14 protein-coding genes are annotated in these 16881 nt (G+C 59.8%); 8 read left to right on the plus strand and 6 right to left on the minus strand.

Annotated elements, in window-relative coordinates:
- The first annotated feature begins 410 nt into the window (after positions 1-410).
- The 6 genes from A3722_RS11030 to A3722_RS11055 all read left to right on the plus strand — a co-directional run bounded on the left by A3722_RS11030 (position 411) and on the right by A3722_RS11055 (position 7289).
- Positions 411-1226: an ABC transporter ATP-binding protein gene (locus A3722_RS11030; RefSeq protein ID WP_067629499.1), complete on the plus strand. Its 816-nt coding sequence runs from the start codon at positions 411-413 to the stop codon at positions 1224-1226.
- A gap of 70 nt (positions 1227-1296) precedes the next feature.
- Positions 1297-2301 carry a branched-chain amino acid ABC transporter permease gene (locus A3722_RS11035; protein WP_067629500.1) on the plus strand — a complete coding sequence of 335 codons (1005 nt, stop codon included), beginning with the start codon at positions 1297-1299 and terminating at the stop codon, positions 2299-2301.
- Positions 2298-3368, plus strand: coding sequence for a branched-chain amino acid ABC transporter permease (locus A3722_RS11040; RefSeq protein WP_067629502.1), 1071 nt, complete (start codon positions 2298-2300; stop codon positions 3366-3368). Before A3722_RS11035 ends, A3722_RS11040 begins: the two co-directional genes overlap by 4 nt.
- 33 nt (positions 3369-3401) lie before the next feature.
- A complete protein-coding gene (locus A3722_RS11045; RefSeq protein WP_236627389.1) occupies positions 3402-4610 on the plus strand; it encodes an ABC transporter substrate-binding protein in 1209 nt (402 codons plus the stop codon).
- Between the two features lie 52 nt (positions 4611-4662).
- On the plus strand, positions 4663-5457 hold the full coding sequence (locus A3722_RS11050; protein WP_067629504.1) for an ABC transporter ATP-binding protein: 795 nt from the start codon (positions 4663-4665) through the stop codon (positions 5455-5457).
- Between the two features lie 11 nt (positions 5458-5468).
- Complete coding sequence (locus A3722_RS11055; RefSeq protein ID WP_067629505.1) at positions 5469-7289, plus strand: AMP-dependent synthetase/ligase; 1821 nt, start codon at positions 5469-5471, stop codon at positions 7287-7289.
- Positions 7290-7292: 3 nt separating this feature from the next.
- Here A3722_RS11055 and A3722_RS11060 read toward each other — a convergent pair whose 3' ends face one another.
- Positions 7293-7745 (minus strand): DUF1489 family protein, encoded by a 453-nt coding sequence (locus A3722_RS11060; RefSeq protein WP_067629506.1) that lies wholly within the window; start codon positions 7743-7745, stop codon positions 7293-7295.
- A 135-nt stretch (positions 7746-7880) separates the two neighbouring features.
- Here A3722_RS11060 and A3722_RS11065 point away from each other — a divergent pair, with 135 nt between their 5' ends.
- Both A3722_RS11065 and A3722_RS11070 read left to right on the plus strand, forming a co-directional pair.
- A complete protein-coding gene (locus tag A3722_RS11065; protein ID WP_067629507.1) occupies positions 7881-10160 on the plus strand; it encodes an adenosylcobalamin-dependent ribonucleoside-diphosphate reductase in 2280 nt (759 codons plus the stop codon).
- Positions 10161-10548: 388 nt separating this feature from the next.
- Entirely contained in the window at positions 10549-11643 is a 1095-nt protein-coding gene (locus A3722_RS11070; RefSeq protein ID WP_161487400.1) for an AAA family ATPase, read from the plus strand.
- 24 nt (positions 11644-11667) lie between these two features.
- Here the strand turns inward: A3722_RS11070 and A3722_RS11075 are convergent, their stop codons facing one another.
- From A3722_RS11075 to A3722_RS11090, 5 genes are all read right to left on the minus strand, one after another.
- The gene (locus A3722_RS11075) at positions 11668-12513 is read right to left on the minus strand and encodes a hypothetical protein (RefSeq protein ID WP_067629516.1); all 846 of its coding nucleotides are present in this window, start codon (positions 12511-12513) and stop codon (positions 11668-11670) included.
- A gap of 309 nt (positions 12514-12822) precedes the next feature.
- Positions 12823-14367 (minus strand): type I restriction enzyme subunit R domain-containing protein, encoded by a 1545-nt coding sequence (locus tag A3722_RS24775; RefSeq protein WP_236627390.1) that lies wholly within the window; start codon positions 14365-14367, stop codon positions 12823-12825.
- Positions 14364-15821, minus strand: a complete 1458-nt coding sequence (locus A3722_RS24565) for a type I restriction endonuclease (protein ID WP_201722014.1) — start codon at positions 15819-15821, stop codon at positions 14364-14366. Before A3722_RS24565 ends, A3722_RS24775 begins: the two co-directional genes overlap by 4 nt.
- A gap of 11 nt (positions 15822-15832) precedes the next feature.
- Positions 15833-16240, minus strand: coding sequence for a hypothetical protein (locus tag A3722_RS11085; RefSeq protein ID WP_067629518.1), 408 nt, complete (start codon positions 16238-16240; stop codon positions 15833-15835).
- A complete protein-coding gene (locus A3722_RS11090) occupies positions 16237-16869 on the minus strand; it encodes a restriction endonuclease subunit S (protein WP_161487399.1) in 633 nt (210 codons plus the stop codon). Before A3722_RS11090 ends, A3722_RS11085 begins: the two co-directional genes overlap by 4 nt.
- Positions 16870-16881 lie beyond the last annotated feature (12 nt).

Raw genomic sequence — 16881 nt, forward strand, 5'->3', positions numbered from 1 at the left:
CCGGCAAATCTGGGCGATGCTGACAAAGAACGAAGATTACAAGGATCCGGCGCTGGCAGTCGCGGCATGATGCTCTTGTTGAACTGCTAGCGACGGTGCCAAGGGGAGTGTAAGAAGACGACGACCTGAATGGGCAAAACGATCGAATAGATCTGGATTGGGAAAACCAGTTAGGGCCTACGAGCTCAGAGCTCGCTCAACAGATTTGGACCTGATCCGCTGATCACCATCCCGGCCCGCGGCTTTTGGAAGTGCCGCATCTCGAGGCCTTACAGAAGACCGCACTCGATCACTCGCCAATAGGGTCAAAAAATTCTTGCACTACGGGCGGCAACCACAGAAGGCCGATACCACAAGCTCCGCCAAAAGGGGCAGGGATCGGGACATAGGGAGGATCCGTCGATGATCGGATGTCACGCGCCCCTTGCGAGGGGCCGCAGCCGTCGCCGCATGGGAGTGGGCGATTGCTGAAGATTGAGGATTTGCATCTGTCCTTTGGCGGCATCAAGGCGCTGCAGGGGGTGAATTTCGAAGCCGGGGCCGGAGAGATCACCGGTGTCATTGGCCCCAACGGCGCGGGCAAGACCTCGCTTTTCAATGCGATATCAGGGTTTTACAAGCCCGACCGGGGGCGTGTGTCCTTTGACGGGCAGGATATCACGACGCTCAGCCCCGACAGGCGCGCAGGGCTGGGGCTGGCGCGGACCTTCCAGAACATCGCGCTGTTTCGCGGCATGACCGTGCTCGACAACATCAAGCTCGGCGGTCACACGCGGCTCAATACCAACGTCTGGCAAGCGCTGCGCTATTTCGGCGCGGCGCAGAAGGCCGAGTTGGAGCTGCGCCGCGAGATCGAAGAGCAGGTGATCGATTTCCTTGAGATCGACCACATCCGCAAATACCCGATTACCATGCTGCCTTATGGTCTGCAAAAGCGGGTCGAACTGGGCCGCGCGCTGGCGATGCGCCCGCGCGTGCTGCTGCTGGATGAGCCGGTGGCGGGCATGAACCGGGAAGAGACCGCCGACATGGCGCGGTTCATCCTCGACGTGCAGGAGCAGTTCGGCACCACGATCCTGCTGGTGGAACATGACATGCATATGGTGATGGACATCTGCAGCCGCATTGTCGTGCTGAACTTTGGCCAACAGATCGCCAGCGGCACCCCCGAGGAGGTCTCGAACAACCCGGCGGTGATCGAAGCCTATCTGGGGGCCGCGGCATGACGATTTCTTTAAAAGAAATCGGTCCGGAATCTTTCAAAGATTCCGGGTTTCAGGACAGGGGGGCGCTTTGATGGGGCAGTTCGTGCAATTCGCGATCAACGGGCTGATGGCCGGAGCGATCTACGCGCTGATCGCCGTGGGGATCGTCAGCGTTTACAAGGCGACCAAGGTGGTGAACTTCGCCCATGGTTACCTGATCATGTTCGGGGCCTATTTCTACTTCACCTTCGCCGTGATCGTCCCGGGCCAGCCTTGGGCGCCTGCTTGGCTCGCCTCTTGGCAGCCGGGCTGGATGGTCGAAATGCGGGGCGAACTGCCGATGTTTTCGCCCGTGGCGGCGGTGCTTGATTGGGTGGCGAACCTGCCGCGCATCCTGTTGGGGCTGGCGGGGGCGCTGGTCTGCAACGCCATTCTGGGCCGGATCATCGAGCGGGTATTGATGCGCCCGCTGATGGGGCAATCTATTTTTGCGATGATCATGGTCACGGTTGGCCTGATCTCGATCCTGTCGGGCGCGGCGCAGTTGATCTGGACGGCGGATGCGGCAAGCGTGCCCTATATCGCGCCCAACATGCCGATCCGGTTCGAGTTGTTCGGCACGATGATCTTCCTCTTTGGCACTGATCTGGTGAACATGGTCGTGGCCCTGCTGCTTTTCGGTGGCATCGTCGCCTTCGTGAAGTTCACCAAGGGCGGCATTGCCATTCGCGCCACCGCCGAGGACCAGTCGACCGCCTATTCGATGGGTATTTCAGTGCCCAAGGTCTTCTCTCGCGCTTGGGTGCTGGCCAGCACCACCGGCGCCATCGCGGGGGCGATCCTCGCCACCCGCAACGGCATTTCACCGAGCCTTGGTCTCTTCGGCTTCTCGGTGCTGGCGATCGTGCTGATGGGCGGGCTCGACAGCTATGTCGGCGTGCTGATCGCGGCGATGGTCGTCGGCGTGCTTGAGGCGATGACCCAGTGGCAGATGGGCGGCGGCTGGGCCGAGATCGTGCCCTACGTCACCGTGCTGGTGGTGCTGATCTGGCGGCCGCACGGCCTGATGGGGCAGAAAGAGGTCGAGCGGATATGATCAACGCAAATCTCAAATCCAGCTATGCCGCCGATGAGCGGGTGCTGAACAACCGCTACAAACAGGCCTTCGTTTACGGGGCGATCCTCGCACTGGCGCTCTTCACTCTGTTCGGCAACGACTACCTCATTCTGATCGCCAGCCAGATGGGCATCCTGCTGATCGCCGTGGTGGGGATCAACATCCTGACCGGCTATACCGGGCTGGTGTCGCTGGGCCATGGCGCCTTCGTCGCCATCGGTGCCTATGCGGTGACCATCTTCGGTAACCTCGGCGCCGGGGTGATCCCGGCAGGGTTGATGCCCTTCGTCTCGGTGCCCTTGGCCGTGGCGCTGGCGGCGGCGGTGGGCGTGTTGGTCGGCCTGCCGAGCCTGCGGGTCAAGGGGCTCTACCTTGCCGTGGCGACGCTCGCGGCGAATTTCATCGTGATCTTTTTGATCGAAGAAGACCTCTTTGCCCCTTGGACCGGTGGCATGGTGGGGATCAATACCAATGTGCCTAATCTGCTGGGCTGGGAGTTGGATACCAAACGTGAGATGTTCGGTCTGATTGCGGCGGTGGGCTTGGTGTCGCTGCTGGCGGCGCAGAACTTGATCCGCACCCGCGTGGGTCGTGCCTTCATCGCCATTCGCGACCGCGACTATTCCGCCGAGATCCTCGGCATCTCGCTCTTGCGCTACAAGTTGATGAGCTTTGCCCTCTCGGCCGCGTACTGTGGTCTGGCGGGGGCGCTTTTCGCCTATTTCTACGCCCGCATCCTGCCCGAGCAGTTCGAACTGGCGCTGTCGCTGAACCTTGTGGCGGCGCTGATCATCGGCGGCATGGGGCGCACGATGGGGCCGGTTTTCGGGGTCATCATCGTGGTGATGGTGCCCGAACTTATCAAAGTGCTCTTTGGCGCGCTTGCGGGTGACAGCGCCGGCGCGGGGCAATTGCGCGCGCCCTTGCAGCAGATCGCCTTCGGCGTGCTGCTGGTGTTGTTCCTGCTCAAGGAACCCTTGGGCATCAACCAAATCGTCGACCGTATCCTGCGCGCCGCAAACCGTTGGCCGTTTGCACGCGGGTAAGAATTCACAAGGCCACATCAGGGAGAAGACCAGATGACCATGAACCGCCGATCCTTCCTCGCCACCACCGCCGCCGCGACGGCGGCCATGGGCACGCCGATGATCCTGCGCGCCCAGCCCAAGGAGTATGTGCTCGGCGCCTCGCTGCCGCTCACCGGGCCCTTTGCCACCGCCGGTCAGTTGGTCGCGCCTGCCTTTGCCATGGCCGCGAAGCTTTTCAACGACGAGGGTGGGGTGGCCGGGGTGCCCATTCGCTTCGTCACCGAGGATTCGGGCTATGTGCCGCAGAATGCGCTCAACAACTACCAGCGGGCGCTGGCCTCTGAAGGCAAGAACATGATCGGCTATTTCGCCGACAGCACCGGCGCGATGAAACTGATCGCGCCTGAGCTCAAGGGCGAGAACGCCCGGATTATGGGGTCGACCTCTTTCGCCTCGGAACTGGCCGACCCGGCGACGCATCCCTACCAGTATCTCTCGGGTCCAACCTACCAAAGCCAGTTCGACATCCTGTTGCAGAATATCAAGAACGAGGGCGGGCAGAAGGTCGCCTTCATATTCTCCAACACCGAGTTCGGGCGCGATCCGATCGAACACGGCCGCAAGACCGCCGAGGAACTGGGCCTTGAAGTCGTGCTGGAGGAAAGCACCAAGGCCGAAGGCGCGGATATACCCACGCACGTCACCAAACTGGCGCAGTCCGGCGCGGATCACTGCATCCTTCAGGGTTATGTCACTGGCGTCTGGCCGCAGCTTATTGGCGGCGCGCGGCAGTTTGGTCTGCCGGTCAAATTCAAGGGCACCTTCTGGGGTATGGAGAAACTGATCGCCGACCGCATCACCGCCGAGGCGGGGCCCTTCCTTGCCGGGTACGAGGGCGTCATGCCCTACCGCTATTTCTATGACCGCGAAGAGGCGCCGCGTTATCAGCAGTACGCCGAACTCAGCAAGCAAATGTTCGCGGGTACGCCGCTGGAGAACTACATGTCGACATGGGCGATCCAGACCATGTGCGGGCTGGAGATCGCCATGAAAGCCTTCCGCGACACCGCCGAGGCCGGGCTGGAACTGACGCCTGACAACATCGCCGAGAAGCTGGCGGGGATCTCGGACTGGGATTCGGGCGGCTTCTTTGGTGGGCCGGTGAGCATGGAAAACAACGCCATCGGGACGGGCCGGGTCTATGGCTACAACCCCGAGGACGGGTTGTTCACGCCGAAATCCGATTGGTTCACCGTTTGATAAACGCGGGGCGTCCGGCGGGCGCCCCACACCCTAGAAAGAGGACGCGCCCGTGCTGACCATCGAGAACATCGAAGTGACCTACCACCATACGGTGCAGGCGCTGCGCGGGCTGTCGCTGGAAGTGCCCGACGGCAAGATCGTCACGCTTCTGGGCACCAATGGTGCGGGCAAGACCACCACGTTGAAAGCGGCGAGCAACCTGCTGGCGCTGGAGAACGGTGAGGTCGGCGAGGGGCGGATCAGCTTCAAAGGTCAGTCGATCATGACGATCCAGCCCGACCGTCTGGTGCAGCAGGGGCTGTTCCACGTGCGCGAGGGGCGGCGGATCTTTAGCGAGATGACGGTGGAGGACAACCTGATCGCCGCCTCCTACGCGCTGGACCGGCGGCAGGCGAAGCCGGACTATGACAAGGTCTATGCGTTTTTCCCGCGGTTGAAGGAGCGGCGCCGCCAGATCGCGGGCTATCTTTCGGGCGGGGAGCAGCAGATGCTGGCCTTTGGCCGGGCGATGATCGCGCGGCCTGAGTTGATCTTGATGGACGAGCCCTCGCTCGGCCTCGCGCCCAAGGTGGTGGCCGAGATTTTCGACACGATCAAGCGGCTGAACCAAGAGGACGGCACCGCGATCCTGCTGGTGGAGCAGAACGCCGGGGTGGCCTTTTCGGTCGCCGACTACGGCTACATCATGGAAAGCGGCCAAATCGTCATGGAAGGGGATGTCGCCAAGCTGCGCGGCGACAAGGACATCCAGTCCTTCTACCTCGGCATGGGTGAGGAGGGCGGCGCGCGGCAGTCCTTTCGCGATGTGAAACATTACAAACGCCGCAAACGCTGGCTCAGCTAGGGAGGTCCGCCATGGCATTCGACGAGTTCAAGGGCGACTTCGCGCCGCTGGTCCGCATGGTGCACAACCATGCCAAGAACCGCCCCAACGGGGTGGCGATGCGGCAAAAGGAATTTGGCATCTGGAACGAGATCACCTGGGAGGGGCTGCAAGAGATCATGCAGGCCACCGCCGCAGGGCTGGTCGATCTGGGGCTGAACACGGGCGATCATGTCGGCATCCTTAGCGAGAACCGCAGCGAATGGGTGCAGGCGCAGTTCGGAATCAATGCGGCGGCGGGGGTGGTCGTGGGCATGTATCCCACCAGCCCGGCGGCGGAACTGGAGCATCTGGTGAACGCCTCGGATTCCACGGTGCTGTTCATCGAAGATCAGGAGCAGCTGGACAAGATCAAGGAACTGGGCGACCGGGTGCCGCAGCTGCGGCAGTTGGTGATTTTCAACGCCAAGGGCACGCGGGGCGAGGATTTGCTGGGGCTGATCAGTTTCGACGACCTGCTTGAGCGGGGCCGGGCGCGGCTTTCGGGTCTCGCCGACGATCTGCGCGCGCGGCAGGCGGGGATCGAGCCCGACGACACGGCGATGATGGTTTTCACCTCCGGCTCCACCGGGCTGCCCAAGGCGGCGGAGATTTCCTATGGCAATATCCACGCGGGCGTCGGCGTGGCGCGTGACGTTTTCGGGGACTACCCGCCCGGGACGGATGTGCTGAGCTATCTGCCGCTGTGCCACATCGCCGAGCAGGCGGTGACGGTGATCAACGGGCTGGCGCAGCAATTCGTGATGAATTTTGGCGAGAGCCTTCGGACCATCACCCTTGATCTGCGCGAGGTCGCGCCGCAGGTCTTCTTTGGCGTGCCGCGAATTTGGGAAAAGATGCAGGCGGGGGTGCTGGTGCAGGCGCAGACCGCAGGGCGGATCAAAGGGCCGATGACGCTGATGGCGCTGAAAGGCGCACAGCGGCGCGGCATGATCCGGCGCGACAAGTGGAGCGCGGGGGACCGCATGGCGCATGCCTTTTGGGATACGCTCGTCTACCGGCACATCCGCAGCTATCTGGGACTGGGGCGCACGAGTTTCGCGATCTCTGCCGCCGCGCCGATCAGCGCCGAGCTTCTGGGCTTTATGCGCGGCATCGGGGTCAATATCCGTGAGGCATGGGGCATGTCCGAAACCTCGGGCGTGGGCACGATCCAGAAATCATGGGGCCAATGCGACGGGCGCATCGGCTTTCCGGTCAGCGGCGTGCGCACCCGCATCGCCGAGGATGGCGAGGTGCTGTTCTCGGGCGGGACCATCTTCAAGGGTTATTACAAGAACCCCAAAGCCACCGCCGAGACCATTCAGGACGGCTGGCTGCACACAGGTGATGTGGGGCGCGAGGAGGCCGATGGCTCGATCACCCTGATCGACCGCAAAAAGGACATCATGATCAACGCGGCGGGCAAGAACCTTGCGCCCGCGCATATCGAGAATGTCATCAAGGCCAGCCCCTTCATCAAGGAGGTCGTGGCCGTGGCCGACAAGCGGCCCTATGTGACGGCGTTGGTGCAGATCGACATGGACACCGTGCGGCTCTGGGCCGAGGGGCAGGGGATTGCCTATACCACCTTCCGCTCGCTCGCCGAGCATCCCAAGGTGCAAGAATTGATCGACGCGGAGGTAACCAAGCAGAACCGCGATCTGGCACGGGTCGAGCAGGTCAAGAAGGTCTGGTTGATGCGCAAGGAGCTTGATCACGACGACGGCGAGGTGACGGCGACAATGAAGGTGCGCCGGGCCAAAATCTACGAACTCTACGGCGACCAGATCGAAGCGCTCTACGCCCCGTGAGGCTCAGAGCACGCCGATCTCGGCCAGAGCGCGGTTTAGCTCCACAGGCAGGTCGGCCTCGGCCTCGCGGCCCTCGGGCAGGTCGGGGGGCGCGTCCTCGGGTTTGAGGTAGCGCCAGCCTTGGAACGCGCGGCGCAGGCTGTTTTGGGTGCGGATGATCTCAGGGTCGAGCACGATGGCGCAGCGGCGGATGCCGTCGGCGCGGATGATCTCCTCCAGCCGGACAATGCGCTGGCGGGCTTGGATGACGCCTTTGATGACCCAATAGATCGAGCCGCCGTTGAGAATCTCGGCCTCGCGCTTGGGCCACATGCGGGTCACATGGCGCGGCAGACCGTCCTTGGTCCGCACGTCCTTACGCGCCTGCCATTTGGCGAGGCTATCGACGCCTTCGGTGCCGACCGAAAGCTTTATCAGGTTAATCTTGCCGGTCACATCGCCCCCCAGCGATTCCATTGATCTACGCCATATAAGGTAGTTGGATTTCAATCACATGCAAATTCTTGTATGCTCGGAGGTGAATTTACTGTTTGCACCCCGGCATAGGCTGGCTAATAAGACCCCCTGCTAATCGACTTCAGGAGTTTCCCCATGTCCCGCTTTACCGCCCCGATCGCCGAACAAATCTGGGATATGAAATACCGTTTTAAAGGGGCCGATGGCACCGCCAAGGACGTCACGGTAGAGGACACATGGCGCCGCATCGCGCGCGACCTCGCGCAGGTCGAATCGAAGGCGGATGTTTGGGAAGACAAGTTTTTCAACGCGCTGGAGGATTTCAAATACCTCCCCGCTGGCCGCATCACTGCAGGCGCGGGCACCGCGCGCCGCGTGACCCTGTTCAACTGCTTCGTCATGGGCACCGTGCCCGACAGCATGTCGGGTATCTTCGACATGCTGAAAGAGGCTGCATTGACCATGCAGCAGGGCGGGGGAATCGGCTATGATTTCTCCACCATTCGGCCACGCGGCGCGGATGTGCTGGGCGTATCGGCGGATGCCTCGGGCCCGCTGTCCTTTATGGATGTCTGGGACGCGATGTGCCGCACCATCATGTCCGCAGGCTCGCGCCGCGGCGCGATGATGGCGACCATGCGCTGCGACCACCCGGATGTAGAGGATTTCATCGCCGCCAAGTCCGACCCCGCGCGTTTGCGCATGTTCAACATGTCCGTGCTGGTCACCGACCCCTTCATGGAGGCTGTGAAGGCCGACGGCTCGTGGGACCTCGTTTTCGGCGGCAAGGTCTATAAGACCGTGCAGGCGCGCGATCTGTGGAACAAGATCATGCAGGCGACCTATGATTATGCCGAGCCGGGCGTGATCTTCATCGACCGCATCAACGCCGCCAACAACCTGAACTATTGCGAGACCATCGCCGCCACCAACCCCTGTGGCGAGCAGCCGCTGCCGCCCTATGGCGCCTGTCTGCTAGGTTCGATCAACCTCGCGCGTCTGGTCGCGCAGCCTTTCGAAGACGACGCCCATCTTGACCAAGATGCGATGAGCGAGCTTGTCGCCACCGCCGTCCGCATGATGGACAACGTCGTCGACGTGTCGAACTTCCCGCTGCCCGAACAGGCGGCCGAGGCGCAGAACAAGCGCCGCATCGGTCTGGGTGTCACCGGCCTTGCTGATGCGCTCTTGATGGTCGGCCTGCGCTATGGCTCCGACGAGGCGGCGGCGCAGACCGAGGCATGGCTCAAAGCTATCGCCCGCGCCTCCTATCTGGCGAGCGTGGAACTGGCGAAAGAGAAGGGGGCCTTCCCGCTCTTCGATGCCGAAAAGTTCCTCGCCTCCGGCGCCATGATGCAGATGGACGACGATGTGCGCGATGCGATCCGCGAACACGGCATCCGCAACGCGCTGCTGACCTCCATCGCGCCCACTGGTACGATCAGCCTTTACGCAGGCAATGTAAGCTCGGGGATCGAGCCGGTCTTTGCCTATGCCTACACCCGCAAGGTGCTGCAGAAAGACGGCAGCCGGACCGAGGAAGAGGTCGTCGACTACGCCGTGCAGATGTGGCGCGAGTTGAAGGGCGACACGCCACTGCCCGACTATTTCGTCAACGCCCAGACTCTGCCACCCGCCGACCACGTCAAGATGCAGGCCGCGGCGCAGAAATGGATCGACAGTTCGATCTCCAAGACCATCAACTGCCCCGAAGATATCTCCTTCGATGCCTTCAAGGACGTCTATATGCAGGCGTGGGATACGGGCTGCAAAGGCTGCACCACCTACCGCCCCAACGACGTGACTGGCTCGGTCCTGAGCGTCTCGTCGGAGAAGACCGATAAGGCCCCCGCCGACAGTCCCGATCAGGTCAGCGAAGGCGGCGAGATCGTCTATATGTCCGACCCGCTGGACCGTCCGGCGGAACTGGAGGGCAACACCTACAAGGTCAAATGGCCCGACAGTGAGCACGCGCTTTACATCACCATCAACGATATCGTGCTGAACGGCCACCGTCGCCCCTTTGAGGTCTTCATCAACTCCAAGAATATGGAGCATTTCGCCTGGACCGTGGCGCTGACGCGGATGGTCTCTGCCGTGTTCCGCCGTGGTGGTGACGTGTCCTTTGTGGTTGAGGAACTCAAGGCAGTCTTCGACCCGCGCGGTGGGGCTTGGATGCAGGGCAAATACATCCCCTCCATCCTCGCGGCCATCGGCGGCGTGATCGAGCGCCACATGATCGCCACCGGCTTCATCGCGGGCGAGGGCATGGGCCTGAAAACTGACCCGCAGGCGAAGGTCGTCGGCCTCGATGCGCCGCGTGGCAAGTCATGCCCGTCTTGCGGCCAGTTCGACATGCGAATGGTCGAGGGGTGCATGACTTGTGGGAGCTGTGGGCATAGTAAGTGTGGGTGATTTTGGACTGCCTAGTAGGTTGATTGAAATCACCGGAGTAATTTTGCCATTCCGGTGATTTCGGCCGCCACCTGGCGGGTCTATCTCTGCCACCTCGACGTAAGCCTTTGATTTATTTAAAAGGCGAAAAACGCCGTTCCGACAGGGGCGGCGTTCTTCTTCGTAGGTGGGCGGACTTGACCTTTCGGCCGCGCATCGTCTTCTTGTTGGCATGACACATCACCTTCCCATCGGCCTCATACGGGGCACCTGATCCGCCCCTCCGGGCCCCGGCTTAGCGCTAGAGCGTTGTGCCCGGGCCTGATCCGCTTCAGACCGACCACGGAAGACCCCCATGTCCAAAATCAAGATTATCCAAGTGCAAGTTTTCGACACCGACGAACGGGCCATGAAAAAACGGCTGCGCGAATTTCTTCGAGACCTTCGAAAACGCAACCTTGCGAAAGGGCTCATCGGCGACGACGAACACTCAGCCGATTTCGAAGATGGCGACCTAGACCTCTTCAATGCAGAACTGCCGGACGGCGGTCTCACCTACAAAGACGAAGCTGTGATCGCTAAACGCGTGCGTTGTTTAATTTCCAGGCGAAGCCGCGCGGAAGGTACGGCCCATCTCTCGAAAGAGGACCTTCAGCGGCTTTCCCCGAAAGAGGCGTACATGACAGCCATGATGGCACCGTCCGAGCATTGGGCAGATGAGGTTGCCGCAGGGTTGCATGAGGAAATGCCTTGGATGGGGCGAGCGACGGAGTGCGCTTGGCATGACCTGCGCCGTGCCAAGCGCCGAGGCACGGCGATCAAGATTGAACCGCTGCTGATCAACGGCCCTTCGGGTATCGGCAAGAGCACCTGGGCGCGTGCCATGGCCAACCGGCTCGGGCTGCCAATGGCGCAGAGTGACGCCGGAGCAGGCAGTGCGGGGTTCGATGTGGCGGGGGTTGAGCGTGGCTGGGGCAGCGCGCAGCCTGGTCGGCCCGTAAATCTGCTTCTGGATCACCGGATCGCCAACCCGATCTTCATCGTGGATGAGATCTGTAAGGCTGGTATCGCAACCTCCACGAAAGGGCGTTCGTTTTCCCTTACCGAAGCCATGCTCGGGCTTATGGAGCCGGGCACGGCCCGGACTTGGACCTGCCCCTATTTTCGGCTGGCGTTCGACATGAGCCACATCTCCTGGCTTTTCACAGCGAACAATCTCGACACCGTGCCGGAGCCGTTCCTGTCGCGCTGCCAGATTGTGGAGGTTCAGGAGATCACATCGCAGCAGCTGCACGACTTTGCCGTGCGGCGCGGGACAGAGATGGGGCTTTCCCAAGAGGCGCTCGAGGCGGTCTGCGAGGCATTGGGGAGGGCACCCCAAGTGACGGGGCGCCGGATGAGCCTCCGGGACGTGGTGCGGATGCTGGAGCGGGCGGAGACGCTGGAGGGGCGGCCGCCCCGCTGCAGTGAAGACCTTACCCCAGCATCTCATTACGATATGTGAGCCCAGGTACTTTGCGCTTTTGCCTCAAGGCAACACGAAGGGAGGCGGGGGGAGCAAGTGTCTTTTTGATCGCTTCATAGACGGCGTCTGTCTCGTGTACGTTGTGACTTGCAGCGCTTTGTCAAAATCACCCATGTGTAGTCCCGCAGCATCAAGGATAGCCTCACATGCAGAGAAGAGTGTCGATCTATTTTTGATTGGTCTACCGTGGAAGACTTCGTTGCGTGCATCGCAAATTGTAATCATGTGCTCCTTGAACTGTTGTCGTTTTAAGGTCCCGACGGTGCAGAGAACATAATCTGAATGCATGATTTTGAAAAGATGTCTGATAGACAGCTCCTCATAGAACCTGATCGAAGAACAAGCTGGCGCATCGAGGGCTTTGATCTGACGGGGTCCGAGCTGCGTAGCGGCAAAAAAGCATTCTGCTAAGAACGATGGGTTCACAGGGTGCTTTCGCACCCTCTTTTTGCCATCACCTTTTAGGGGGAAGTCATTTTCCGTTTTCTCGTGGGTATGGGCTCGAATGATGTCGCGCCACCAGTATGGATCTTTAAAGGCGCGATGATAAGATTCGTGTGCGATTGCTCGCAGTGCGTTCTCGGTTGCGAATAAAAATGGGTATAATGAGGCTAATTCCTTTACCTTTCTCGTGTATACCATGTGGATGAGTTGCCGCTTGGAGGGCGCCCCTTCAACGTGTTCTTCTTTTTTCCCATTATGACATTCCCGGATTGCGTCCCTGAATAAGGTGTGGTTCAGCGTCCTTAAATCCGCATGAAATTCATCTGTTTCTGTGTATTTTGGTGTGTAACACAGGTAGGCTCCGAGTGCCTCGATCAGACTGATTTCTCGTTTCACTACGGTCATCGTGCGGTTTGTGCCCTCAAGATAAAGATTATTATTCTGGTTCAAAAAGGTTGGCAGGAACACACATCAGTGCTACCTAACATCTACTCGCTTCGTGGCGGCACAGGGGTGCTGCGAGCCTTGGGGACTTGCCCTTGCGCGTTGAGAGTCTAAACCCCTTATGTAGAAAGCGCAGCCCAAAGCTGCGCTTTTTGCCTTTTAGCCAATGGGTTGGATCGTTCGGACGGTTAAGGTTCAAAATGGCCCCCAGAAAGAGCTGCAGATGCGTAAATTTTTTCATGAGTGCTGCTCCCTCTGTACTTTGCTTGTTCATGCCGCTCTACCAGCCCCACGAACCGCCCGCTGGAACATCAGCCCGATGAGCATGTTCCGTGCTTCCTGATCCTGCATGAAAGCGTTCCGCATCGCGTTGTCACGCTGGAACGCCTGGATCGCCCGGCGCATGAACTCTGCATCAAAACGCGGCCGGACATCACGGGGGTCATTGCGGGCAAGCATCTCCACCCAGGTGTCATCCTCCAGAATGTCGGCGTTCACCGCCTCGAACCGGACGTAATCCTCTTCTGAAAATTCGGTGCCATGCCGTGAGTTGAACGAAGAAATGATCTCGCTAAGGGTTTTTTGTTCCTCTTCGGTGTAAGGGTTGGCCCCGAACCGGTCGATCGGGCCCAACGCCTTGCTGTCGTCCTTGCCGAGACGGGCGTCGGTGACTTCGCCCTCTTCTTTGATGACGTAGGCCTCGAGATCGAGCATATCATCAGTCACATCTTCGCCCTGCGGCGCCTGTCGGGTGGGCAGGATGCGCTTCAGCCATGTGCCGTAGATGTGCAGCTTTTCAAGATCGGTGTCGCCCAAGTCGACCACCTGAGCGATAAATGAGTAGAACCGCAAGAAAGACGACAGAACCTGCCGGAACTCTTCTTGGTCATTCTCGTTTAAGGTCTCATTGAAGCGTGTCACAGCCTGGCGAACGATCCCTTCGAGGATCGGACGCTCATCGGTGCGTTTTGTGGCTTTCAGGAATCGATCGACGAAACGGTTAACTTCTGCTTCATCCAGAATGCCAAACGCTTTCAGCCGGGCTTCCAGATTGTAGATCTGGTTCGGGTCAGAAACGTCCTCCAGCATGGTGACGTTGTAATAAGGCTTGAAAGCTTCCTGAATCTCTTCGACCGTATTGCGGAAGTCCAAGATGTAAGTGCGCTCCTTGCTCGGGTAGATACGGTTTAGACGCGCCAAGGTCTGCACGGCCTGCAATCCGCTCAGACGACGGTCGATATACATTGCGACAAGCTTCGGCTGGTCGAAGCCGGTCTGGTATTTCTCGGCAACGACGAGGACATTGTAGGTGCCAGTGTCGAACCGCCGGGGCAACTCCTTCTCGCCGAAACCGTTGATCCCCGGTTCCGTGAAAGTATCGCCATCTACATCGATTTCCCCGGAAAAAGCGACGAGTGTGCGCACGTCGGTGTAGCCGGCGTCGCGGATGTATTTTTCGATGGCGAAATGGGCGCACACGGCATGTTCGCGGCTTGAGGTCACCACCATCGCCTTGGCATTGCCGTTCAGCTCCGGCAGAGCGTGGCGCCGGAAGTGCTCGACGATCACCTCGGCCTTCTGAGCCATGGTGGTCTCATGAAATTCGATGAAGCGCGCCACCTTGCGGGCGGATTTCCGCTCCAGCAGCTTCGGATCGTCTTCGATCGCCTTTTCCAGCTTCGCATAGGACTTATAGGTCTGGTAGTTGCGCAGCACATCGATGATGAAACCTTCCTCGACGGCTTGACGCATCGAGTAAAGGTGGAAGGGCAGCGGTCCGTCCGCTGTAGGCACGCCAAAGCGTTCAAGGGTCACGTTCTTGGGTGTCGCCGTAAAGGCAAGATAGGACAGGTTGGCCTGGGGCCACGTAAGCGCTGCAGCTCAAGCAAGGCCTGTTCGGTCTCGTCCAGCTCCTTCTCTTCTTCGGTGAGCTCTCCATCCGCCAGAACGCGCGCCATACTGTCTGCGTGTTTGCCCGACTGCGAACTGTGTGCTTCATCGATGATGATGGCGAACCGCTTTCCGGCCTCGTTCTTCAGGACTGACAGCTGATCGGTCGAGAACTTGTGGATCGTCGAGATGATGATTTTCGCACCTTGCTCCAGCGCGCGCTTCAGCTGGCGCGAGGTGCCATCGATCGGTACCACGTAGCCCTGCGTCTGGGAGAAAGATTTGATGGTTTGCTGCAGCTGCCGGTCGAGAACAACGCGATCAGTCACCACGATGATCGTATCGAAGATCGCCTGATCCCGCTCGTCATGCAGGGTGGCTAGGTGATGCGCGGCCCAGGCAATGGTGTTCGATTTGCCGGAACCCGCAGAGTGCTGGAACAGGTAGTTGCGACCAGCACCATGGGTGCGGGCGTCGCCGATAAGCTTCTGTACGGCATCGAGCTGCTGGAAGCGAGGCCAGATGGTCGTGCGCTTGAGCGATCCGTCGTCCTGCTCGACCTCATCAACCAGAACGAATTTGTGCAGGATCCCCAGCAGGATCTCGCGCGAGAAGACCGCTTTGCGCCAATCGATGTCCCGATAGAGGTAGGCGATACGAAACTCGTCATCCACATCCGGGTTGCCGGCACCACCATCGCGGCCACGGTTGAACGGCAGGAACCGGGTCCGGCCGTTGTTGAGCTGCGTTGTCATCGACACGTTGTCCTGGTCCAAAGCAAAATGCACCAAGGCGCCGCGTTTGAAGGTTAGGAGAGGCTCACCGTTCGGGGCGCGGTCCTTGCGGTATTGCTTTTCGGCCGTCTGGTAAGTCGACCCTGTAAGGGTATTCTTCAGCTCCAGCGTGGCCACCGGAATGCCGTTTACAAAGAGCACCACGTCGATGGCATTCTCGTTCTTCAATGAGTAGCGGACCTGCCGCATGGCGGTCAGAATGTTGCCCTCGTAGTCCCGCATGTTCGAGGCATTTAGGCCGGAGGCTGGGCGAAAGAAGCACAGCGCGATCTTGATGCCCGGTACGATCTTGATGCCATTGCGCAGAACCTCCAGCGTACCGACGTCCTTCAGCGCCCGCTCCACCTGTCGCATCAGCGTGTCGCGCTCCTTGCCGGGATACTGATCACAAAGCTTCTTCCAGGCGTCAGGCTGGGTGCTGCGGACGAACTCCTCTACCATCTCGGGATCGAGCGCCAGCTTGCGGTCGTAGGCCGTGTAGGGGCGTTCCCGCCAGCCCTGCCGGGTGACGAGCTGGTCGACGAGGTGGAGTTCGACGGCTTCTTCGGTGTGGAGTTTTTCGCGGGAAATGGCTGCAGTGGGCATGTTGAATAACCTTAGGAACTAATGGATTTTGTAAAACCGCCAAGCACGCCACCGACGAAGTTGCCGAGGCCGGAATAGCTTGCCGAGCCGTCAGCGACATTCCGAACAGCATCGCCAAGGCGTTCATCTGAGTCGGACAAGAATGTCTGACCAAGCAAAGCGAAACCATGCGCTGTGATGACCGGGTTTGCTAAGGGACTGCCACGCCGCACCTGCTCAATGTTTGTACAGCGGATGATGCCTTCATCCAGCAACCAAAGACAGCACCCCTCGAAGATAGATTTATCCTCGTCACTCGGTTCGAAGTCCAGTTGCTCAATGGTCAGCATCGTCCCGTAGCGGATGCCATTTTCGAGAAGAGCTTTCAGAATAAGGGCCACCATGCGCTCTGATTTCTGGACGGCTGTGGTCTCACTCATGCCTGCATCCCCTCTTCGATCCGGTCGAGCGTGGCGGAAGTAGTGCCCTTAATACCGTAGGTGCCCACGTCGATCTTACCGGTCACGGCTGCGGTGATCAGGGCGGCGCGGTACTCGCGGAGGCGGCTGATGGATCTTGCGGTTTTCCCCGAGATGACCCGTTGAAACTGGCCCTCACGGTTGATCTCTGTGACGATGTTTTCCTGAATACTCATATCTGGAATGGGAAGCATAAGCCGGCCAAGGCGTTCCCCATTCAGGATTGGAATCGTATTCAAATTGGCGAGTGTCAGCATCTCGTCGCGACGAGCGATCATGCAAAACATAAGGTAGTTGCTGATATGAAGGTTGCGTTTAGGCAATAGAGCGTGAATTTGTTGGTTGAATACCATGTTGGTGCCCGCAATTCCTACCTTTCCTACACCTGCGCCAATACCATTCACTAGCACAGTCCCATCAGGCACCGGTCTCATTCCTGCGAGCCCCTCCTGAGAAATACACTCCTTCGTTTCAGTGATTGGGCTATCTTCAACAAGATCTGCCGGTGTTGCCCAAGGCATGCCATCGCCTATTGAAAAGTTCCTCTCATCACTGCGAGAGGGTGTCTTGCCCGTTTGGACCCAGTACAATCGATGGAGCGG

It is taken from the genome of Sulfitobacter sp. HI0027 (assembly GCF_001634775.1).
In the GTDB taxonomy this organism is placed as follows: Bacteria; Pseudomonadota; Alphaproteobacteria; order Rhodobacterales; family Rhodobacteraceae; genus Sulfitobacter.